At 67.2% G+C, this 21,019-nt stretch carries 22 protein-coding genes and 1 tRNA gene; 20 read left to right on the top strand and 3 right to left on the bottom strand.

Features of this window, described 5'->3' with window-relative positions; translation table 11 throughout:
• Positions 1-10: 10 nt before the first annotated feature.
• The 8 genes from uppS (at position 11) to rpmE (ending at position 8,196) form a co-directional block, all read left to right on the top strand.
• Positions 11-697, top strand: a complete 687-nt coding sequence (gene uppS / locus B2G71_RS20380) for a polyprenyl diphosphate synthase (RefSeq protein WP_206049464.1) — start codon at positions 11-13, stop codon at positions 695-697.
• On the top strand, positions 687-1,469 hold the full coding sequence (locus B2G71_RS20375; RefSeq protein ID WP_240530256.1) for a phosphatidate cytidylyltransferase: 783 nt from the start codon (positions 687-689) through the stop codon (positions 1,467-1,469). The genes uppS and B2G71_RS20375 overlap by 11 nt, the downstream gene beginning before the upstream one ends.
• Entirely contained in the window at positions 1,466-2,623 is a 1,158-nt protein-coding gene (gene dxr, locus B2G71_RS20370; RefSeq protein WP_098108499.1) for a 1-deoxy-D-xylulose-5-phosphate reductoisomerase, read from the top strand. Before B2G71_RS20375 ends, dxr begins: the two co-directional genes overlap by 4 nt.
• A 1-nt stretch (position 2,624) precedes the next feature.
• A complete protein-coding gene (gene rseP / locus B2G71_RS20365) occupies positions 2,625-3,746 on the top strand; it encodes an RIP metalloprotease RseP (RefSeq protein ID WP_098108498.1) in 1,122 nt (373 codons plus the stop codon).
• Between the two features lie 162 nt (positions 3,747-3,908).
• Positions 3,909-6,650: an outer membrane protein assembly factor BamA gene (bamA, locus tag B2G71_RS20360; protein ID WP_098108521.1), complete on the top strand. Its 2,742-nt coding sequence runs from the start codon at positions 3,909-3,911 to the stop codon at positions 6,648-6,650.
• Positions 6,650-7,333 carry an OmpH family outer membrane protein gene (locus B2G71_RS20355; protein WP_098108497.1) on the top strand — a complete coding sequence of 228 codons (684 nt, stop codon included), beginning with the start codon at positions 6,650-6,652 and terminating at the stop codon, positions 7,331-7,333. The genes bamA and B2G71_RS20355 overlap by 1 nt, the downstream gene beginning before the upstream one ends.
• Entirely contained in the window at positions 7,333-7,806 is a 474-nt protein-coding gene (gene fabZ / locus B2G71_RS20350; protein ID WP_098108496.1) for a 3-hydroxyacyl-ACP dehydratase FabZ, read from the top strand. The genes B2G71_RS20355 and fabZ overlap by 1 nt, the downstream gene beginning before the upstream one ends.
• Before the next feature lie 162 nt (positions 7,807-7,968).
• Positions 7,969-8,196 (top strand): 50S ribosomal protein L31, encoded by a 228-nt coding sequence (gene rpmE / locus B2G71_RS20345; protein ID WP_098108495.1) that lies wholly within the window; start codon positions 7,969-7,971, stop codon positions 8,194-8,196.
• A 95-nt stretch (positions 8,197-8,291) separates the two neighbouring features.
• Here the strand turns inward: rpmE and B2G71_RS20340 are convergent, their stop codons facing one another.
• A complete protein-coding gene (locus B2G71_RS20340) occupies positions 8,292-8,633 on the bottom strand; it encodes a PilZ domain-containing protein (protein ID WP_168176422.1) in 342 nt (113 codons plus the stop codon).
• A 243-nt stretch (positions 8,634-8,876) separates the two neighbouring features.
• Here B2G71_RS20340 and B2G71_RS20335 point away from each other — a divergent pair, with 243 nt between their 5' ends.
• Both B2G71_RS20335 and B2G71_RS20330 read left to right on the top strand, forming a co-directional pair.
• Positions 8,877-10,256 (top strand): MFS transporter, encoded by a 1,380-nt coding sequence (locus tag B2G71_RS20335; protein WP_240530255.1) that lies wholly within the window; start codon positions 8,877-8,879, stop codon positions 10,254-10,256.
• A gap of 65 nt (positions 10,257-10,321) precedes the next feature.
• Complete coding sequence (locus B2G71_RS20330; RefSeq protein WP_098108492.1) at positions 10,322-10,879, top strand: superoxide dismutase family protein; 558 nt, start codon at positions 10,322-10,324, stop codon at positions 10,877-10,879.
• A gap of 18 nt (positions 10,880-10,897) precedes the next feature.
• On the opposite strand, the gene B2G71_RS20325 is transcribed toward B2G71_RS20330, so the two are convergent.
• Together B2G71_RS20325 and B2G71_RS20320 are read right to left on the bottom strand one after the other, a co-directional pair.
• A complete protein-coding gene (locus tag B2G71_RS20325; RefSeq protein WP_346426949.1) occupies positions 10,898-11,623 on the bottom strand; it encodes a 2OG-Fe(II) oxygenase in 726 nt (241 codons plus the stop codon).
• 64 nt (positions 11,624-11,687) lie between these two features.
• Complete coding sequence (locus tag B2G71_RS20320; protein ID WP_098108519.1) at positions 11,688-12,269, bottom strand: 2OG-Fe(II) oxygenase; 582 nt, start codon at positions 12,267-12,269, stop codon at positions 11,688-11,690.
• 433 nt (positions 12,270-12,702) lie between these two features.
• On the opposite strand from B2G71_RS20320, the gene B2G71_RS20315 reads away from it, so the two are divergent.
• The 10 genes from B2G71_RS20315 (at position 12,703) to B2G71_RS20275 (ending at position 20,930) form a co-directional block, all read left to right on the top strand.
• Positions 12,703-12,779: transfer RNA gene (locus B2G71_RS20315), tRNA-His, on the top strand.
• A 44-nt stretch (positions 12,780-12,823) separates the two neighbouring features.
• Positions 12,824-13,885, top strand: coding sequence for a Glu/Leu/Phe/Val dehydrogenase dimerization domain-containing protein (locus B2G71_RS20310; RefSeq protein WP_098108518.1), 1,062 nt, complete (start codon positions 12,824-12,826; stop codon positions 13,883-13,885).
• 67 nt (positions 13,886-13,952) lie between these two features.
• Complete coding sequence (ccmC, locus tag B2G71_RS20305) at positions 13,953-14,684, top strand: heme ABC transporter permease CcmC (protein WP_098108491.1); 732 nt, start codon at positions 13,953-13,955, stop codon at positions 14,682-14,684.
• Positions 14,684-14,824 (top strand): hypothetical protein, encoded by a 141-nt coding sequence (locus B2G71_RS24200; protein WP_168176421.1) that lies wholly within the window; start codon positions 14,684-14,686, stop codon positions 14,822-14,824. The genes ccmC and B2G71_RS24200 overlap by 1 nt, the downstream gene beginning before the upstream one ends.
• Positions 14,824-15,294, top strand: coding sequence for a cytochrome c maturation protein CcmE (ccmE, locus tag B2G71_RS20300; RefSeq protein WP_098108490.1), 471 nt, complete (start codon positions 14,824-14,826; stop codon positions 15,292-15,294). Before B2G71_RS24200 ends, ccmE begins: the two co-directional genes overlap by 1 nt.
• On the top strand, positions 15,291-17,249 hold the full coding sequence (locus B2G71_RS20295) for a heme lyase CcmF/NrfE family subunit (RefSeq protein WP_098108489.1): 1,959 nt from the start codon (positions 15,291-15,293) through the stop codon (positions 17,247-17,249). The genes ccmE and B2G71_RS20295 overlap by 4 nt, the downstream gene beginning before the upstream one ends.
• On the top strand, positions 17,246-17,809 hold the full coding sequence (locus tag B2G71_RS20290; RefSeq protein ID WP_098108488.1) for a DsbE family thiol:disulfide interchange protein: 564 nt from the start codon (positions 17,246-17,248) through the stop codon (positions 17,807-17,809). The genes B2G71_RS20295 and B2G71_RS20290 overlap by 4 nt, the downstream gene beginning before the upstream one ends.
• 14 nt (positions 17,810-17,823) lie before the next feature.
• Complete coding sequence (locus tag B2G71_RS20285) at positions 17,824-18,231, top strand: cytochrome c-type biogenesis protein (protein WP_098108487.1); 408 nt, start codon at positions 17,824-17,826, stop codon at positions 18,229-18,231.
• Complete coding sequence (locus B2G71_RS20280; RefSeq protein ID WP_098108486.1) at positions 18,228-18,875, top strand: tetratricopeptide repeat protein; 648 nt, start codon at positions 18,228-18,230, stop codon at positions 18,873-18,875. The genes B2G71_RS20285 and B2G71_RS20280 overlap by 4 nt, the downstream gene beginning before the upstream one ends.
• 90 nt (positions 18,876-18,965) lie before the next feature.
• Positions 18,966-20,930 (top strand): potassium transporter Kup, encoded by a 1,965-nt coding sequence (locus tag B2G71_RS20275; protein WP_098108485.1) that lies wholly within the window; start codon positions 18,966-18,968, stop codon positions 20,928-20,930.
• The last annotated feature ends 89 nt before the right edge of the window (positions 20,931-21,019 follow it).

Below are 21,019 nucleotides of genomic sequence, written 5' to 3'. Positions count from 1 at the left end.
CGGTCTCCTGATGACGGATGATGCACCAAGAGCGCGGCACGTCGCCATCATCATGGATGGCAACGGCCGCTGGGCGAAGAAGCGTCACCTGCCGCGCGCGATGGGGCATCAGCGCGGTGTCGAGGCCGTGCGCAAGCTCGTGCGCGGCGCGCGCGAGTTCGGGCTCGAGGCGCTGACCATCTACGCCTTCTCGACAGAGAACTGGCGCCGGCCCGACGAGGAAATTTCCGACCTCATGGCGCTGATGAAGCGCTTCATCCTGTCCGATCTCGACGAGATGGCGGACAACGGCATCCGGCTGAAGATCATCGGCGATTACCGGGCGTTCGCATCCGACGTCGTCGAGCTCATCGAGGGCGCGCTGGCGCGAACCGCCGACAATACAGGCACGATTCTCGCCGTTGCGCTCAATTACGGCTCGCACGACGAAATCGCGCGCGCGGCGGCCAAGGCCGCGGCCAAGGGCGCGGTCACGCCCGAGGCGATCGAGGCCGAACTCGACACCGCCGACCTGCCGCCGCTCGACCTGCTGATCCGCACTTCGGGCGAGGAGCGGCTGTCCAATTTCCTTCTGTGGCAGGCGGCTTACGCCGAACTGATCTTCACCGAGGTGCTGTGGCCCGATTTCACCGCCGAGCACCTGGGCGCGGCGCTGGAGACTTTCGCGCAGCGCGAAAGGCGATACGGTGGCCGCTGACAAGCCCCGCAAGCGCGATCGCATCAAGGGCTACGTCACCGTTCCGCTGTCCGTGCGCACCGCGGACCTGCCCAAGCGCGCGGCCTCGGCCGTGGTCATGCTGGCGATTTCGGGGGCCGCTCTCTGGTTTGGCGGGATCGTCTGGACGCTGTTCGTCGCGGCGGTGGCGATCGGCGTCTACTTCGAATGGTCGGTGCTCGCGCTGCTGTTTCGCGAGCCGGGAACGCACCGCAATCTGTGGCGGTTGGCGGGCGCGGTCTACTGCGCGGCGGGCGCGACGGTGCTGATCGCGCTGCGCGATTCCGCGCTCGGCATCTTCGCGGTGCTGGTCCTGCTGGGCGCGGTGATCGGCACCGACGTCGGCGCCTATTTTTCCGGTCGCACCTTTGGCGGTCCGAAGATCGCGCCGCGCATTTCGCCGTCGAAGACCTGGGCGGGGCTCGCCGGCGGAGCGCTCGGCGCAAGCCTGGTGATCTGGCTTCTGTTCGATGCAGTCGGCGCCTCGCGGCTCGGGGCGGACGGCGCCGCATCGGTTTCGTCGGCGGCGATCGGCGGGCTGCCGTCGGTCGTGCTCGCGGGGATCGTCGCCGCCGTCGTGGCGCAGGCGGGCGACTTCTTCGAAAGCTGGATGAAACGCCGCGCCGGGGTCAAGGATTCGGGCAAGCTGCTGCCCGGCCATGGCGGCCTGTTCGACCGCGTTGACGGCCTGCTGTCGGTTTCGGTCGCCGTTGGCGCTATTTTCATGGTAGCGCGCGTAGCAGGAGCTTTGTGAACAAACGATCCATCTCGATTCTCGGGGCCACCGGCTCGATCGGCGCATCGACGCTCGATCTGCTGCGCCGCCGGAAGGATGACTGGCGCGTGGTGGCGCTCACCGCCAATTGCCAGGCGGCCGACCTCGCGCGGCTGGCGATCGAGTTCGGTGCCGAGATCGCGGTCGTCGGTGACGAGACGTGCTTTCCCGAGCTGCGCGAGGCGCTGGCCGGCAGCGGCGTCGAGGCGGCCGCCGGCGCGGCGGCGCTGATCGAGGCGGCGGCGCGCCCGGTCGATCTCACCATCGCGGCCATCGTCGGCTGCGCGGGTCTTGCGCCGACGATGGCCGCGATCGAGCAGGGCGGCACCGTGGCGCTTGCCAACAAGGAAGCGCTCGTTTCGGCGGGCGAGGTGATGACCGCGGCGGTGGTGCGCCATGGGGCGACTGTGCTGCCCGTCGATTCCGAGCACAACGCGATCTTCCAGTGCCTCGCCGGCAATGACCGGGCCGACGTGCGCCGCATCACCCTGACCGCGAGCGGCGGGCCGTTCCGCGAATGGGACGCCGACCGGCTCGCCGCCGCGACTCCGGCGCAGGCGGTGCGCCATCCCAACTGGGACATGGGCGCCAAGATCAGCGTCGATTCGGCGACGATGATGAACAAGGGTCTCGAACTGATCGAGGCCTTTCACCTTTTCCCCGTCGGTCTCGATCGCCTCCGCATTCTCGTGCACCCGCAATCGGTGGTGCACTCGATGGTCGAGTATCGCGACGGGTCGACGCTTGCCCAGCTCGGCCCCTCGGACATGCGCGTGCCGATCGCCTCGGCGCTGGCGTGGCCCGCGCGGATGGACACGCCGTGCGATCCGCTCGACCTCGCGGCAATCGGCACGCTGAGCTTCGGCACGCCCGACGAAGCGCGCTTTCCCGCGACGCGACTCGCGCGCCAGGCGGCCGAAGCGGGCGGCGGCATCCCCGCCGTTCTCAACGCCGCCAACGAGATCGCGGTCGCGGCATTTCTTGCCGGTCAGATCGGGTTCACCCGCATTGCGGCACAAGTGGAAGATGTTCTTGCCGATTATGCCCCGCCGCCGCCCGCGTCGCTCGACGACGTTCTCGCGGTCGACGGCGAGGCGCGCGCGCGTGCGCGCTTCCTGATGGAGACAGCCTGACTTGACCGCCTCCCCCTCGATCCTGACGACGATTCTCGCTTTCGCGCTCGTCCTCGGTCCGCTCATCGTCATCCACGAACTGGGCCACTATCTCGTCGGCCGCTGGTTCGGCGTGAAGGCTGATGCCTTCTCGGTCGGCTTCGGCAAGGAACTGTTCGGTCGGACCGACCGCAGGGGCACGCGCTGGAAACTGTGCGCGCTGCCGCTGGGCGGCTACGTCCAGTTCGCCGGTGACATGAACGCGACGAGCACCCCCGCTCGCGCCGGCGACGGGTTGAGCGAAGCGGAGCGTTCGCGGCAATTCCATCACAAGCCCTTGTGGCAGCGCGCGCTGATCGTGCTGGCCGGACCGATGACGAACCTGCTGTTCGCCGTCGCGATCTTCACCGCCTTCAACCTCGCGCTCGGCAAGGCCGTTGCGGTGCCCGACGTCGCGACGTTCACGGAGAACTCGGCGGCACAGGAAGCGGGCCTGGAAATCGGCGACCGGATCGTCGCGGTCGACGGCCATGCCATCGACAGCTTCACCGATATTCCCCAGTACGTCGTGCCTTATCCCGGCCGAACGATCGACGTCACGGTTTCGCGCGGTGGCGAGACCCTGGCCATCCCCGTGAGGATCGCCGAGGAACTGGAGACCGATCGCTTCGGCAACGAGGCGCGGGTTGGCCGCATCGGCATCGGCGCGGGCTCGGGCGCGGTCGAGGTCACCAAGGTCGGGCCGGTCGAGGCCGTGACGCTCGGCTTCGAGCAGAGTTTCGACATCATGCGGATGATGGCGGCTGGTATCGGCCAGATCATCACCGGCGAACGCTCGGTCAAGGAACTGGGCGGACCGATCAAGATCGCGAAGTATTCGGGCGAGCAATTCACATTGGGCTGGCTTCAGTTCGTAAGCTTCGTCGCCTTGATCTCGATTAATTTGGCATTCATCAATCTCCTGCCAATTCCGGCGCTCGACGGCGGTCACCTGGCCTTCTATGCGGCCGAGGCGGTTCGCCGGAAGCCGCTTGATCAGCGCAGTCAGGAATGGGCGGTTCGCACCGGGGTAGCCCTGGTCCTTGCCCTGATGCTGCTGGTGACGATCAACGACCTGGCTGCGCTCCCGTTTTTCGGGGGCTAGGCGAAAGGAAAATCTCGAACGATCACGATCTCGCCGGGATTGTCTGCTTGATTGGCTATCGTCCATCGGGCAGAGGGCGGCGATTGTTCGCGGGGAGGCGAATGTCCCTGAACGGGGATGCATGGCTTCGGTCAACGCGCTTACGGGAATTGGCTTGGAATGATGGGATTGGATAAGGTTCGCAGCTTCGATGCCGGATATGGCTCGAAACTGGCCGTGGCTCTTCTGGGCACGACGATCCTGACCGGCGTGCCGGTCGCTGCCTATGCGCAGCAGGCTCAGACGCCCGCGGCCCCGACCGATGCGCCCGCGGCGACGCCGGCCCCGACGGCCACGCAGGGCGACACGATCAAGTCGATCCGCGTGGTCGGCTCCGAACGCCTCGAGCCTCAGACGATCCTCTCGTACATCCAGCTTCGCGCGGGCCAGACTTATACCGCGGCCGCCGCCGACCAGGCGCTCAAGGCGCTTTACGAGACCGAACTCTTCGCCGACGTCCAGATCACCAACGAGAACGGCTTCGTCTCGATCCAGGTGAAGGAAAATCCGGTCGTCAACCGGATCATTCTCGAGGGCAACAAACGGATCAAGAACGACAAGATCCTGCCCGAGATCAAGGTCGCACCGCGCCAGATCTTCACCCGCTCCAAGGTCCGCGCCGACGTGGCGCGCATCATCGAGCTGTACAAGCGCCAGGGCCGTTATGCGGCGACGGTCGAGCCCAAGATGGTCATGCTCGACCAGAACCGCGTCGACATCGTGTTCGAGATCACCGAGGGCGACAAGTCGAAGGTCCGCCAGATCAACATCATCGGCAACGAGAAGTTCTCCGATGGCGAGTTGCGCGGCGAGATGGTCACCAAGGAGACGGGTCTGCTCAAGATCTTCTCCTCGAACACCAGCTACGACCCCGACCGGATGGCGTTCGACCAGCAGAAGCTGCGCCAGTTCTACCTGACCGAGGGCTATGCCGATTTCCGCGTCGTTTCGGCCGTCGCCGAGCTGACGCCGGACAAGAAGGACTTCATCATCACTTACGTCGTCGAGGAAGGCGACCGGTACAAGTTCGGCGACATCGAGGTCGACAGCCAGCTTCGCGACTTCGACGGCGAGACGCTCAGCAAGCAGTTGCCGATGTCCAAGGGCGACTGGTACAACGCCAAGCTCGTCGAGGACACGATCGAGAAGCTGAACGAGACGGCGGGCGCCTTCGGCTATGCCTTTGCCGACGTGCGGCCGCGCTACGACCGCTCGAAGGAAGACCTCACGATGAGTCTGACCTTCGTGATCCAGGAAGCGCCGCGCGTCTACGTCGAGCGAATCGACGTCAACGGCAATACGCTGACCCAGGACAAGGTCGTGCGGCGCGAATTCCGCCTCACCGAGGGTGACGCGTTCAACTCGCTCCAGGTCAAGCGGTCGTCGAACCGCATCAAGTCGCTCGGCTACTTCCAGGAGAAGTTCGAGGTCGAGCAGAAGCCGGGCAGCGCGCCCGACCGCATTCTGCTCGAAGCCAACGTCGAGGAAAAGCCGACCGGGCAGCTCCAGCTTTCCGCCGGCTTCTCGAGCCTCGAGAGCTTCATCTTCCAGGCCTCGATCCAGCAGCGCAACTTCCGCGGCCGTGGCCAGACGATCGGGCTTTCGGGCAGCTACTCGCGCTATACCAAGAGCATCGAGGCCAGCTTCACCGAACCCTATGTGTTCGATCGCAATGTTTCGCTCGGCGTCGACGTCTATCGCCGCGACTACAACAGCTTCCGCTTCACCGACGATCGCGACACCACTTATCAGCAGGTCACGACCGGGTTCCAGATCCGCGCGGGCCTGCCGCTCACCGAATACCTCACGGGTATCGCGCGCTACACGCTGAACTACGACGACGTTACCCTCGACGAGGGCATCTTCTTCTCCGACCGTCTCGGCCAGAACCAGTGCGACCCGCTGCTCGCGGGCCGCTATCTGTGCGAGGCGATCGGCAAGCGCACCAGCTCGATCGTCGGTCTCTCGCTGATCTACGACCGCCTCGACAACCGCATCCGTCCCTCGCGCGGCCTGCTTGCCTCGATCGGCGCGGACTTCGCCGGGCTCGGCGGGTCGGTGAAGTACGCGCGCCTCACCGCGAAGGCCGCGCGCTACTGGCCGCTCGGCAGCGGCTTCATCTTCTCGGTGCAGGGCGAAGGCGGGGCGATCAAGGCGCTGTCGGACCGCAACCAGCCCGGCGTCGACGACGTTCGCCTGACCGATCGTTTCTATCTCGGTGAGCCGCAGATCTACGGTTTCGACATCCGCGGCGTCGGTCCGCGCGTGCTGCGCAAGCCCTACATCGATTCCAACGAGGACGGGATCATCGACGGCGACAGCGGCGACGGCTTCTCCGACAGCCGGCGCGACTGGTCGGACGACGCGCTGGGCGGCAAGTACTATTACATGAGCCGCGCCGAACTCGAGATCCCGCTGGGCTCGGGCGCGCGCGAACTCGGTCTGCGCCCGTCGATCTTCGTCGATGCCGGCGCGGTCTGGGGCATCACCAAGCCGACTCTCGACCGTGTGGCGACGGCCACGCTCATCCCCGAGCGCAATGCCAACGGCGAAGCCACCTACACCCAGATCGAAGCGGTCGACGCGAACTGCAACGCGACCGAGGTCTCGGTCGTGACGAACCCGACGAATCCGACGCCTCCGGCCTGTCTCGCGAGCAACGCCAACACGGCGCGCGGTTCGACGATCGCGCCGTTCCAGGAATTCTTCGTCGGCAACACCTGGAAGCCGCGCGTCGCGGTTGGTATCGGCGTAAACTGGAATTCGCCTTTTGGTCCCTTCCGGATCAACTTCTCGAAGGTCCTTCTCAAGCGTGAGGGGGATGACACCAAGGCCTTCACTTTCAACGTGGGAACCCAATTCTGATGCGTATCATTCTCAAGTCCGCGCTGGCCGCCAGCCTGATCGCCGGCGCCGTGAGCGCGCAGCCCGTGCTCGCGCAGGCCTCCGGGACGGTCGTCGAGGGTATCGCGGTCGCCAATCTCGATGCCGTGGTCGCCAACTCGAACGCCTTCAAGACCGCCGAGACGCAGCGCCAGACCACTTACAAGGCGCAGATTGACCAGGCCTCGCAGCGCCGCGACGCGATCACCGCGCAGCTCAAGCCGCTGGTCGACAAGTTCAACGCCGACAGCCAGGCCGCGAGCCCCAACCAGGCCTCGCTGCAGCAGCAGGCGGCGACCATCCAGGGCATCCAGGAAAGCGCCCAGGAAGAGCTGCAGCGCATCCTGCAGCCGGTCGCGATGTCGCGCGCCTACGTGACCGAGCAGGTCGAGGACAAGCTCGACCAGGCGGTGAAGAGCGCGATGGCCAAGAAGAAGGTCTCGCTGCTGCTCAGCCCGCAGGCGGTGGTCGCGGTGAATGCCGCGGCGTACAACCTCAACCAGGACATCCTGACCGAACTCAACACGCTGATTCCGTCCGCGCAGCTCGTGCCGCCGGCCGGCTGGGAGCCGCGTCAGGTTCGCGAAGCCCGCGCGCAGCAGGCGGCAGCGGCCGGCCAGGCCGCCCCGGCCGCCGGAACGAGCACGCAGCCGCAGGGCCGCTGATGGCGGGCGAACCCGAAACGGGCGGCGCGGACGCGGATCTGGTCTACGACATCCCGAAGATCCTCGCGGCGCTGCCGCACCGCTATCCGATGCTGCTCGTCGATCGGGTGGCGTCGGTCGGCGAGGACGAGATCCACGCGGTCAAGGCGGTCAGCTTCAACGAGGGCTTCTTCCAGGGCCATTTCCCCGGCCGGCCGATCATGCCCGGCGTGCTCCAGATCGAGGCGCTGGCGCAGGCGGCTGGCATTCTCGCGATCGAGAGCCTCGGCCTCGCCGGGACCGGCAAGCTCGTCTATTTCATGGCGATCGAGGAAGCCAAGTTCCGCAATCCGGTCGAGCCCGGGCACTTGCTCGATCTGCGGGCGGGATTCGTCCAGAAGCGTTCGCGCGTCTGCAAGTTCTGGGGCAAGGCCTCGATCGGCGACAAGACCACGTGTGAGGTCAATTTCACCGCGATGATCGCGGATAGCTGATCGCGGCCGGCGCGCCGGTTCGGCCGAGCGCGCGGCACACGCCGGAACGGTCGGCGAGCCGGGGATCGACGCGACGAGTCTTGCAATTTGGCGCCCGCCCCGCTATGCGCGCGCCTTTCCAAAGGCAGGCCGGTCGGAACCGGCCAAGCAGAGAGATTCGACATGAAGGCCGATACGCACCCCGATTACCACACGATCACCGTCCAGATGACCGACGGCACCACCTTCCAGACTCGCTCCACCTGGGGCAGCGAGGGCGACACGCTGGTGCTCGACATCGACCCCACCACGCACCCCGCCTGGACCGGCGGCAAGGCGCAGATTCAGGACGGCGGCCGCGTCGCGCAGTTCAACAAGCGCTTCGGTGGGCTCACGCTCAAGAAGGGCTGATCGGGCGCGAAGAGCGCTTCGGGCTCTTCATCCCAGACGAAAAAAGGGCGGTCCCTGCCGGGGCCGCCCTTTTCGTATCCGCTTCGCGTATCGGCTCAGTAGCCGCCGCAATCCATCAGCGCATGCCAGTCTTCGCGATCGCTCGGCACCGGATGGAGAAATTCCATTCCCACCGATCCGTCGCGCGTCCAGCGGATGACGGCCTCGAGCATGTCGCCCTGGCCGATGCCGATGGCAACGAAACGGCCGGGCCGCAGCCAGTCCGCCTCCGACTTGATGCAGGCGCCATGCCGCGACATGTCGATGAGATCGGCCGTGGTCGTCGATCCGCTCATGCTGCGGATCGTCATTTCGCAGGCTGCCGCGTAGCGTGGCTCGCGGCGGCGATCAGCGGCCATGGACAGATCGGCGCTCAGCCGGGAAAGCGGGGCATTCATTTCTTGGGGTTCCTGGAGGCGACCGTCGATGTTCACTCGAGACGGTCTCGCTGCGAAGCGGTTAAGGACGTGTGTTTCGATAGGCTTGCTGGACATTAACCAACCATAGCGCGGACGCCCGCGCATTGCGTTAAGACCCGGGGCCGGTACTGTCCGCAGGGTTGCAGAGGGACAAGCGCGATCGCAGACCGCCCCAGTGAACTGAAATCGGAAGCCGGCGCCATTCCGGCGCGTCTCGAACGCTTGCCATGGAGCCGGTTTCACTGGCTCGTGGTCTTCGCGCTCGGGATCACCTGGATACTCGACGGGCTCGAAGTGACGCTCGCCGGTTCGGTCGCGGGGGCGCTGCGCGATCCCGAGAGCCTTGCCCTTTCCCCGTCGCAAGTGGGCCTCGCCAATTCCGCCTATCTGGCGGGCGCCGTGACCGGGGCCTTGTTCTTCGGCTGGCTGACCGACCGCTGGGGCCGCAAGCGGCTGTTCTCGGTGACGCTGGGGCTCTATCTGCTCGCGACGGCCGGGACTGCCTTCGCCTGGGACTTTCCCAGCCTGGCGCTGATGCGCTTCCTGACCGGAGCTGGCATCGGCGGCGAGTACAGCGCGATCAATTCCGCGATCCAGGAACTCATTCCGGCGCGCCGGCGCGGCTGGACTGACCTTGCCATCAACGGCAGCTTCTGGATCGGCGCGGCCATGGCGAGCGGCGCGACGATTGTCGTGCTCGACCCGGACCTGTTCGCGCCCGACCTGGGCTGGCGCGTGTCGTTTTTCGGGGGCGCGATCATCGGCTGCGTGATCATCTGGCTGCGGCGCTACATACCCGAGAGTCCGCGCTGGCTCGCGGTTCACGGCAGACCCGAGGAAGCGCACGCGATCGTATCGGACATCGAACGGCGCGTCGCGGCCGAGGGCCACGACCTCGGCCCCGTCCCGCCCTCGGCGGTGCGCGTGACGCCGCGCGTCGCGACGAGCCTGGCCGAAGTGGCGCGCACGCTACTGAGGACCTATCCGCGCCGTGTCGTCTACGGGCTGACCCTAATGATTGCGCAGGCGTTCTTCTACAATGCGATCTTCTTCACCTACGCGATGATGCTCACCGATTTCTACGCCGTGCCGGTCAGCGGTGTGGGTTGGTACATCCTGCCGTTCGCGGCGGGCAACGTGCTCGGCCCGCTGGTGCTCGGCCGGTTCTTCGATTCGATCGGACGCAGGCCGATGATCGTCGGGACCTACGCCGCCTCCGGCGTGCTGCTGCTGGCGAGCGGTTTCGCCTTCCGCGCGGGGCTTCTCGATGCGACCACGCAGACCTTGTGCTGGAGCGCCACGTTCTTCTTCGCCTCCGCCGCGGCCTCTTCCTCGTACCTCACGGTTGCCGAAGCCTTCCCGCTCGAAATCCGGGCGCTGGCGATCGCGCTGTTCTATGCGCTCGGCACCGGACTTGGCGGCGTCGCCGCGCCGTGGTTCTTCGGCGTGCTGATCGAGAGTGGCTCGCGCGACCAGGTGCTTGTCGGTTACGCGCTCGCCTCCGTCCTGATGCTCGGCGCGGCGCTGGTGGCGTGGCGGATCGGCTTTGACAGCGAGCGTAAATCGCTGGAGGACGTCGCCAAGCCGCTGTCCTGGGATTGAGGACGGCGGGAACGATTGACCGCATTTCGGATTTGCATTCGCGTACCCGTAGGAGAAACCGCAAGATGACGAAGCCCACCAAAGCCCTCGCCCTGAGCGCCATCGCCGCTCTGATTGCCACGCCCGCGCTTGCCGACCACCACGAGGAACACGCCATGGCCGACGCCGTCGCCAGCGCGCCGATCATGGATGTGGAGGGCAACGAGATCGGCACCGCCAAGCTCAAGCAGACCCCCACCGGCGTGCTCGTGACGGTGAGCGCCAAGGGCCTCTCCGAGGGCGAGCACGGCTTCCACCTCCACGAGAAGGGCGTGTGCGACGCCTCCACCAAGTTCGCCAGCGCGGGCGGCCACTACAATCCGGGCGCAAGCGAGCACGGCCTGCTGGTGAAGGACGGCCCCCACGGCGGTGACATGCCCAACCAGTACGCCGACGGTTCGGGCATGCTGATGGCCGAGGTCCTCAACACCGGGGTGTCGCTCGACAAGGCGGCCGCGAACACGATCTACGATGCCGATGGAACCGCGCTGGTCATCCACGCCAAGGCGGACGACTACATGAGCCAGCCCTCGGGCGCGGCGGGAGACCGTGTCGCCTGTGCCGTGGTCGCGTCGCCCAAGTAAGGGCCCCGCGCGCCCGGCTCAGCGCCAGGCGCGCTCGCGATACCAGCGCGTAACCACGTACTTCATGCCGCGCCGCACCTTCATCGCATGGTGCAGCGTGTCGGGGTTGGGGCTGCCGTCGGGCCGCAGATTGTTCCAGCACACCAGCATCCCGCGCTCGGGCTGAATCAGCTTGTCGAGCGCGGGAAAGCGGGTCGTGCCGCCCGCCTCGACATCGTTGAGATAGGTGAGGAAGGTCCAGGTCCGTTGCCCGGCGACCGCACAGTGCCGCTCGGTTTCCGGATCGTTCGGCTCGAAAGTATCGGTGTGGGCCTTGAACTCCTGGCCGATCGCGTAGCGCTGGCCTTGCAGCGCCTCGCCGTAGCGCGGCGGGATGCCGGAGATCCGGTCGAGCTTGCCGTCGAGCCAGTTCACCACCGGGTCCCGCGTGTCGAACTCGCAGGTCGAACTGGTGCGGTAGCTGTCGTCGCCGTTGCCGTAGACCACTGTCGAAGGGCGGTGCGATGCCTCGATCCGCGTGATGAGCGCGGTGCACTCGGCCTCCGAGAGGAAGCCGCGCAGCACGAACATGCTCACCCTGCCGCCGGTCGGCACCGGCTTCATGCCGACTTTCAACAAGTGGGCGATGTCGATTTCGCCCGGCCGAATCGGTGCCGGCTGCGGCGCCCGCAAGGACGGAGGCGAGGTCGGCGCGAAGAGCCCGGGCCAGTTCGTCAGCGCCGGAGTTGCGGTTAGCGGTTCCATGCCGCGAGACTATTCCCTCGGCATCGCTCCAGAATTGACCTCGATCAAATTTCCTGTGCGCGGATCAACCCCAGGGCTTTTCGCGATACCAGCGGGTTATGACGTGCTTCACGCCGCGGCGGACTTTCATCGCGTGATGCAGCGTTGCCGGGTTGAGGCTCTTGTCGGGCCTGCGGTTGTTCCAGGCGAGCAGCTTGCCGCGCTCGGGCCGCACGATCTTGTCGATCACCTTGAAGCGGGTCGCGCCGCCGGCTTCGACGTCGTTCAGGTAGATCATGAAGGTCCAGGTGCGTTGCCCGGAGACCGAGCAGTACTTCTCGTAGTCGGGCTGCTGCGGATCGAAATAGTCGGTGTGGGCCTTGAACTCCTGCCCCACCTCGTAACGCTGGCCCTGCAGGTTCTCGCCGTACCTGGGATCGATCCCCGAGATCTCGGCGAGCCTGGCGTCGAGCGCCGCGACGGCCGGATGGGCATGATCGAGATCGCAGGTTTCGCTGGTCCGGAAGTAGTCGTCACCGTTGTGGTTGGCGACAGTCGAGGGGCGGCGCTGCGAATCGATCAGGTCGACCAGCGCAGCGCACTCCCCGGCGGAGAGGAAATCGCGCTTCACGAACATCTCGACGCGCGGCGAGGGCACGCGCTGCATCTCTCGCGCCGACAGGAAGCTTGCGCTCGTTTCGCCCGGTTCGCGTTGCGGCGGGCCATGCGGCGCCTGCGCGGAGCGGACATGGACTCCCGGCGTGCCCGAGAGCGGGCCGGACCAGAAGGAGGTCGAAGAGGCGGTCGAGTCGTCGGTCGGGTCCATCATGCCCAGCATAACCGTGCCCGCTCGCGATGAAAATCTGTCATTGCCGAGTCGCTTTCGGTCGTGGCGGGGTGCGATGCGATTCGCCGCGCGCGGCCCGGCTCGGTGAAGGCGCGAGGTCCGCGCAATAAAATTACGCGGGCCGGCAAGCCGGCAACTTTTTGCTTTGCAACACGCCCGGCTTATGCGAGAGCGCTCGCCCGCGCCAATCGCTGCTTGCAGCGGCTCGCGCCGTTCCCTAACAGCGCGCCTCCAGCATGCGCGCATCTGTGTGGCGATCGTAGCTCAGTTGGTTAGAGCGCCGGTTTGTGGTACCGGAGGTCGTGGGTTCGAACCCCATCGATCGCCCCATTTCTCCCGATGATGCGCGCGCAGTCTTTGCCAAGGAGCGATGCGTGCCCGCCTTCTGGACCGAGCCTGATTTCGACGAACACGAACTCGTGCACTTCGTGCATGACCGGGCGAGCGGGCTGACGGCGATCATCGCGCTCCATTCGACGCACCTCGGCCCCGGCGCGGGCGGCACCCGGTTCTGGCATTATGGCGATCCCGGCGGCGCTATGCGCGACGCGCTGCGCCTCTCGCGCGGGATGAGCTACAAGAACGCCATGGCGGGCCTGCCCATGGGCGGCGGCAAGGCGGTGATCCTCGCGGGCGCCGACAAGGCCAAGACGCCCGCGATGCTCGCGGCATTCGGCGACGCCATCGAAGGGCTCGGCGGGCGCTACATCACCGCCGAGGACGTCGGCATCAACGAGGCCGACATGGTTGCGGTGGCGCAACGCACCTCCTACGTCACCGGACTGCCCTCGACCGACAGCGACAGCGCTGGCGGCGATCCCGGGCCGTTCACCGCCAAGGGCGTGTTCCTCGGCATAGAGGCGGCGGTGGCGCACAAGCTCGGTCGCTCGCTCGAAGGCGTGCACGTCGCGGTACAGGGCACCGGCAGCGTCGGCGGCGGCGCGGCACGGTTGCTCGCCGAGGCGGGCGCGCGGCTCACGCTCGCCGATGTCGACGCGGCCCGCGCCAAGGCGCTCGCCGACGAACTCGGCGCCGAAGTGGTCGCATCCGATTCGATCATGGACGTCGCGTGCGACGTGTTCAGCCCCAACGCGCTCGGCGCGATTCTCGACGATGCGGGTATCGCGCGGCTGCGCGCGCCGATCGTCGCGGGCGGCGCGAACAACCAGCTCGCGCGCGCGCACCACGGCCCTATGCTCGCCGAGCGCGGCGTCCTCTACGCGCCCGACTATGTCATCAACGGCGGCGGCATCATCGCGGTGGCGCTGGAATATCTCGCGCGGCGCGACGGCAAGCCCTGCGACATCGCCGAGGTTCATGCCAAGGTCGCCGAAGTGCCCGTGCGCCTGCGCGCGATCTGGCGGGAAGCCGAAGAGACCGGCAACTCGCCCGACCGCGTCGCCGACGCCATGGCACAGCGGCTTATCGGCCGGTAATTTCCGGCGGCACGCGGCATCGCGGGGCTTGCGGGCGGCGGCGCGCGGACTAGAAGCGTCGCTTGAGATGCACGGCTTCGCGAACCCGGCCCGTTTTCTGCGCATTGCGCGCTGGTTGACCCCGGCCTGTCTGGTCGCGGGTCTCGTGGTGACACTCGCCGCGCTGGCCTACGGGCTTTTCGCCGCGCCGGCGGATCGGCTGATGGGTGACACCGTGCGCATCCTGTTCATCCACGTGCCCGCAGCCTGGCTCGGCATGGCCGGCTGGACGACGATCGCGGGCGCCGGCGTCGCCGAACTGGTCTGGCGCCATCCGCTCGCGGGCATCGCCGCCCGCGCCGCGGCGGTTCCCGGCGCGGCTTTCACCGCGATCTGCCTTGCCACCGGTTCGATCTGGGGACGCCCGACCTGGGGCACCTGGTGGGTCTGGGACGGACGGCTGACCTCGATGCTGGTGCTGCTGTTCCTCTATTTCGGCTACATCGCGCTCGCCGACGCGACGCGCGGCGAGGGCGGCGGCAGCGGCCGAGTCGCCGCGATCTTCGGCATCGTCGGCGCGATCAACGTGCCGATCATCAATCGCTCGGTGGTCTGGTGGAACTCGCTGCACCAGCCGCCCAGCATCACGATGGGCAAGTCCGCGATCGACGCTGCGTTCCTGTGGCCGCTGCTCGGCGCGACGGTGGGCTTTTCGCTGTTGTTCGCGGGCGTCGTGCTGGCGCGGATGCGCGCGATCCTCGCCGATATCCAGGCCGAGGCGCGCTTGCGCCGCAAGGCGATGGCCCGGGCGGAGGACTGATGCGCGAATCGCTGGACCAATGGGCCTTCGTTTGGGCCGCCTATGCGCTGGGGATCGTCGGCACTCTGGCGATGGTCGCCTGGGCCTGGTGGTCGATGCGCCGTGCCGAGGCGCGGCGCGACAAGTCGAGGGAACGCTGATGGCTTCTGCCGCCAATTCGGGCCTAAAGCCCAAGCACCAGCGGCTGGTGCTGTTGGTGATCGCGCTCGTCGTGCTGATCGCCGCGGCGCTGCTGGCGATCTGGGCGCTGCGCAACCAGGCGAGCTATTTCTACGTGCCGAGCGAGATCGTCGCCGATCCGCCGTCGCCCGACCGCGCGGTGCGGCTGGGGGGCATGGTCGAGGCCGGCAGCCTCAGGACCGAGCCCGACGGCGTGACCATCGCCTTCGTCGTTCAGGATGGAGAGGCCCAGGTGCCCGTGCGGTTCTCGGGCATCGTGCCTTCGCTTTTCGTCGAGGGCTCGGGCGTGGTCGCGGAGGGCAAGATGCGCGCGGACGGCACTTTCGTGGCCGACAACCTGCTCGCCAAGCACGACGAGAACTACGTGCCGCGCGAAATGCAGAACATGACCGAGAAGCAGGCCAAGCAAGTGGTGGCCGAAACGCAATGATCGCCGAGTTCGGTCTCGCCGCGCTCTGGCTCGCGGCCGCGCTCGCCGCGTTCCAGCTCATCGCGGGCTCGCTTGCGCTCACCGAGCGCGGCGAGGGGCTCGCGGGCGCGGTCCGCCCTGTCGCGGTGGTGCAGGGCCTGCTGACCGCGATCGCTTTCGTCGCGCTGATCCTCGTTTTCGCGCGGACAGACCTCTCGGTGAAGCTCGTGGCGATGAACTCGCACTCGATGAAGCCGCTGATCTTCAAGATCGCCGGGGCCTGGGGCAATCACGAGGGCTCGATGCTGCTCTGGGTCACGGTGATGAGCCTGGCGGGCGGCTTCGTCGCGCTGGTCGAGCGGCGGCTGCCCGAGCGCACGATGCTGGCGACGCTCGCCGGGCAGGCCTTCGTCAGCCTCGGTTTCTATGCGTTCCTGCTGATTTCCTCGAACCCGTTCGAGCGGCTCGATCCGGTGCCGGCCGAAGGCAACGGGCTCAATCCGCTGCTGCAGGACCTTGGCCTCGCGTTCCATCCGCCGACGCTTTACCTCGGCTACGTCGGGCTCTCGGTGGCCTTCAGCTTCGCGATCGGGGCGCTGATCACGCGCGAGGTCGGCCCCGCCTTCGCGCGGGCAATGCGGCCGTGGGTGCTGGCGGCCTGGATTTTCCTGACGCTGGGCATAACCGCGGGGTCGTACTGGGCTTACTATGAGCTGGGCTGGGGCGGCTGGTGGTTCTGGGACCCGGTCGAAAACGCCTCGCTGATGCCCTGGCTCGCCGCGACCGCGCTGCTGCATTCGGCCAGCGTGCTCGCCGCGCGCAACGCCTTGCGGGCCTGGACCGTGATGCTCGGCGTCGTCGCCTTCTCGATGTCGATGATCGGCACGTTCCTCGTGCGCTCGGGCATTCTCACCAGCGTCCATGCTTTCGCGGTCGATCCCGAGCGTGGCAGTTTCATCCTCGTGCTGCTGGCGATCTACATCGGCGGCGCGCTCACGCTGTTCGGCCTGCGCGCCGCGACTGTGACGGAGGGTGAGCGCTTCGCACCGGTGAGCCGCGAGGGCGCGCTGGTGATCAACAACGTCGCCCTGTGCGCGATTCTCGGCATCGTCCTGTTCGGGACGCTCTATCCGCTCGTCACCGAGGCCTTCGATACCAAGGTCTCGGTCGGCCCGCCCTATTTCAACCCGATGGGGGCGGTGTTCTTCGTGCCGATGCTGCTGGTGCTGATGGTCGGGCCGTTGCTGCGCTGGCGCCGCGATTCGCTGGCGCGCGTGCGCCCCGCGATCATTGCCGCCGGGCTGGCGATTCTCGCCGCGGTCATCGCCGTGCTGCTGGTGGGCGGTGTCGGCGTTCTGCCCTTCATCGGACTGGTGCTTGCCGTCGGGCTTGCCGTGGCGAGCGTGATGCCGCTGCGCGGGCGCAACCTGCGCCGCACCCCGCTCGCGGTCTGGGGCATGGTGCTGGCCCACCTCGGGATCGCCGTCGCGCTGTTCGGCATGGCGAGCGAAAGCGCCTTTTCGGTAGAGCGGCTGGTTGCCCTGCGCGAGGGCGAGAGCGCCACGGTCGGACCCTGGACAGTGCGGCTCGATGCGGTCGAGCCCGTCGCCGGGCCTAACTGGACCGCGCTCGAGGCGCGGATGACCGCACGCTACAAGGACGGCGGGGGCTCGATGCTGCTGCCGCAGGCGCGCAGCTTCTGGGCCCCGCCGCAGCAGACCACCGAATCGGCGCTCAAGACGCGCTGGAACGGCCAGCTCTACACCGTGCTGGGCGGCGAGAGCCCGGGGCAGACGGGTCCGGGCCGCTGGCAGGTGCGCTTGTGGTGGAAGCCGTTCGTGACGCTGATCTGGTACGGGGGGCTCTTGATCGGACTGGGCGGCGTGCTCGCGCTGATCGGGCGCACCGCGAGCGACATCCGCCGCGTCATCGCGCGCGACAAGATCGCTTATCGCCGCGAGAGGCAGAATCGATGAGCGGGACCGGGCAGGACAAGGCGGCGAAGACCGGCCGCTGGATGATCTGGCTGCCGCTCGTGCTGTTCGCGGCTTTCGTCGCGCTGGTGATGATCGGCCTGTTCCGGCCCGCGCCGCGCGAAGTTGCGAGCACACTGATCGACAAGCCGATGCCCGAATTCGACCTGCCGCCCGGGCTCCCCGGCCGGCCCGGCCTCGCCAGCGCCGATCTCAAGGGCGGCGAGCCGCATCTGGTCAACATCTTCGCGAGCTGGTGCCTGCCGTGCCGCGTCGAGGCACCGCAGCTTGAACGGCTCGCGGCGATGGGCGTGCCGGTCGAGGGCATTTCGGTGCGCGACCGCACCGCCGATCTCCAGCAGTTCCTCGCGACCTACGGTGACCCTTTCGAGCGTATCGGCGCCGACGACGACGGGCAGGTCCAGCTCGCGCTCGGCTCCTCGGGCGTGCCGGAGACCTACGTGATCGACGGCAAGGGCGTGATCCGGTACCAGCATATCGGCGAGATCCGCGCGGAGGACATCCCGATGATCCTCGAGAAGCTGGAGGAGGCGCGCCGGTGAAGCATGTGCTCGCTATGTTGCTGGGGCTGATTGCCACGACGCTCGCGGCGCCCGCCGTGCTTGCGCAGGAAGAGCAGACCGCGCCCTACGCCTATCGCCAGCTCGACGATCCCGAGCAGGAGGCCAGGGCGCACGATCTCATGGTCACGCTGCGCTGCCTGCAGTGCCAGGGCCAGTCGATCGCCGACTCCGACGCGCCGATCGCCGGCTCGATGCGCTCGCTTGTGCGCGAGCGGATCGCCGCCGGCGAGACGCCCGACCAGATTCGCGACTGGCTGATGGAGCGTTACGGCGATTACGTCAGCTACGAGCCGCGCGTGACCGCGCTGACATGGCCGCTGTTCGCGCTGCCGGTCGTGCTGATCCTGCTTGCGGTGGTCCTGCTGCGCCGCCGGTTCCGTTCGGGAAGGGCGGCGGCATGAGCTGGGTCCTGCTGATCCTGCTGGCGGTTGTCGCCTTCGCGGTGCTCGCCTTCGTCCTGAAGGCGCCACGCGGCACGTGGGAGGCGCTGGGCGCGGCGCTGCTGTTCGGCGTCGCCGGCTATGGCCTCCAGGGGCATCCCGGCCAGCCCGGCGCGCCCAAGCAGGCGCGCGAGCAGGCGATGGCCGATCCCGCCGCGCTGGTCGAGGCGCGCAACCGCGTCGCCGACAAGGGACCGATCTCGCGCGACGCCATGGTCAGCGTCGCCGATGGCTATGCGCGCAACGGGCGCTTCGGCGATGCGGCTGCGGTGCTGCGCGGCGTCGTCGAGGATAATCCGAAGAACGGCGAGGCCTGGCTGGCGCTCGCCAACGCGCTCGTGGCGCATTCCGACGGTCTGCTCACGCCTGCCTCGCTCTACGCCTATCGCCGGGCCATGCTGATCGAGCCGGACAGCGCGGGCCCGCCCTATTTTCTGGGCCTCGCGATGGCCCAGTCGGGCCGGTTCGCCGAGGCCAAGGCGATCTGGACCGATCTGCTCGCCAAGCTGCCCGAGGACATTCCGCTGCGCGCCGACATCGTCGACAAGATGGGCCGGGTGGACCAGCTCATGGCGAGCCAGGCCATGATGGGACAAGGGCGATAAGACGCGTTGCTCACGGTTTCGCTAACTGCTACCCGCGCGCGACATTTCAGATGCGAAGGCCTATGTACCCGAGCGACATGAGTCCGTGCGATGAATGAGAGCACGCCCGATAGCGGGGCGGCGCAGTCCGAGATCGTCGATCCGGCTACGGATTCGTTCGAGCACGCCGGGCCGGGGGCCGCGCGCAACAAGAACGTGGCCAAGCTGGCGTTCGGCGCGATCGGCGTGGTCTTCGGCGACATCGGCACCAGCCCGATCTACGCCTTCCGCGAGACCTTCGTCGGCCCGCATCCGCTGGCGATCGACGATCTGCATATCCTCGGCGTCGTCAGCCTGATCTTCTGGTCGATGACGCTGGTCGTCTCGCTGCAATACGTCTCGGTCCTCATGCGGGCGGACAACAAGGGGCAGGGCGGAAGCCTTGCCCTTGTCGCGTTGATCTCCGGCCGGCTCAACAAGTCGCGATACGCCGGCATCGCCGTGCTGCTCGGCGTGTTCGCCACGGCGCTGTTCTACGGCGACAGCATGATTACCCCCGCCGTCTCGGTGCTCTCCGCGGTCGAGGGCCTGACCGTCGTCGAGGCGCGGCTGTCGCCGCTGGTGCTGCCGATCGCGCTGATCCTGCTGATCGCGCTGTTCATGCTCCAGCGCAGCGGCACCGCCAAGGTCGGCGCCCTGTTCGCGCCGGTCATGACGATCTACTTCGTCACGCTGGCGGTGCTGGGTATCTACCACCTCGTGCAGATGCCGCAGGTGCTGGTGGCGCTGAACCCGTGGTACGCGATCCAGTTCTTCCTGACCGATAAGATGCTGGGCTTCCTCGCGCTCGGCTCGGTGGTGCTGGCGGTGACCGGCGCCGAGGCGCTCTATTCGGACATGGGGCATTTCGGGCGCGGTCCGATGCGCATGTCGTGGTTCGGTTTCGTCATGCCCTGCCTGCTGCTCAACTATTTCGGTCAGGCGGCGATGATCATCGGCATGGACGATGTCGCCGCCGCGCAGGCGATGGAGAACCCGTTCTTCAACCTCGCGCCCGAAACGCTGCGCCTGCCGCTGGTGATCCTGGCGACCTGCGCGACCTTCATCGCCAGCCAGGCGGTGATCTCGGGCGCGTTCTCGATCACCCACCAGGCGATCCAGCTCGGCTTCATCCCGCGCCTCTCGACCCGCCACACCAGCGAGGACGAGTACCACCAGATCTACATCCCCTCGATCAACTGGGCGTTGATGACCGGCGTGATCGTGCTGGTGCTCTATTTCCAGAACTCGTCGAACCTCGCCTCGGCCTACGGTATCGCGGTGACGGGTGCGATGCTGATCGACACTTGTCTGATGACGGTGCTGCTGACGATGATCTGGCGCTGGAAGCTGTGGATCGCGATCCCGATCGTGCTGATCTTCTTCATCGTCGACGGCGCCTATTTCGCGGCGAACTTCACCAAGGTTTCCGATGGCGGCTGGTTCCCGCTGATGATCGGCGGCATCGTCTTCACCTTGCTGACCACCTGGGCCAAGGGCCGCCGCCTGATGCGCGATCGCATGACCGAGGCGGCGCTGCCGCTCAACGTCTTCGCCAAGAGCGCGCACGGCAGCGCGGCGCGGGTTCCGGGCACGGCGATCTTCATGGCCTCGAGCAACGCCGGGGTGCCCTCGGCGCTGCTCCACAACATCAAGCACAACAAGGTGCTGCACGAGCGGGTGGTGGTGCTTACCGTCGCCATTCAGGACGTGCCCTATGTCGAGGAGGCCGAGCGCTTCGAGATCCAGGATCTGGGCGAAGGCTTCTACCGGATGACGATGAAGTACGGCTTCATGCAGGAAACCGACATCCCGACCGCACTCAAGCGCACCGAGATCTGCGGCGGGCCGTTCGAGATGATGAAGACCAGCTTCTTCCTTTCACGCCAGACGTTGCTGCCCTCGGCCAAGCCCGGCATGGCGATCTGGCGCGAGAAGCTGTTCGCATGGATGATGCGCAACGCGGCGAGCGCGATGGAATTCTTCCGCCTGCCGACGAACCGCGTGGTCGAACTGGGAAGCCAGCTCGAAATCTGAGCCAGCCGCCGACGAAGCGCTGATCGTCATCGACGGATGTCGTTGTCCGCCGCGGGGATTGGCCGCAAGGTGTCGCGATCCGGGAGGAG

The organism is Novosphingobium sp. PC22D (assembly GCF_002556635.1).
Taxonomy (GTDB): Bacteria; Pseudomonadota; Alphaproteobacteria; order Sphingomonadales; family Sphingomonadaceae; genus Novosphingobium.
Note: the sequence above shows the minus strand (reverse complement) of the source record. Positions and strands in the feature narration are given on the sequence as shown.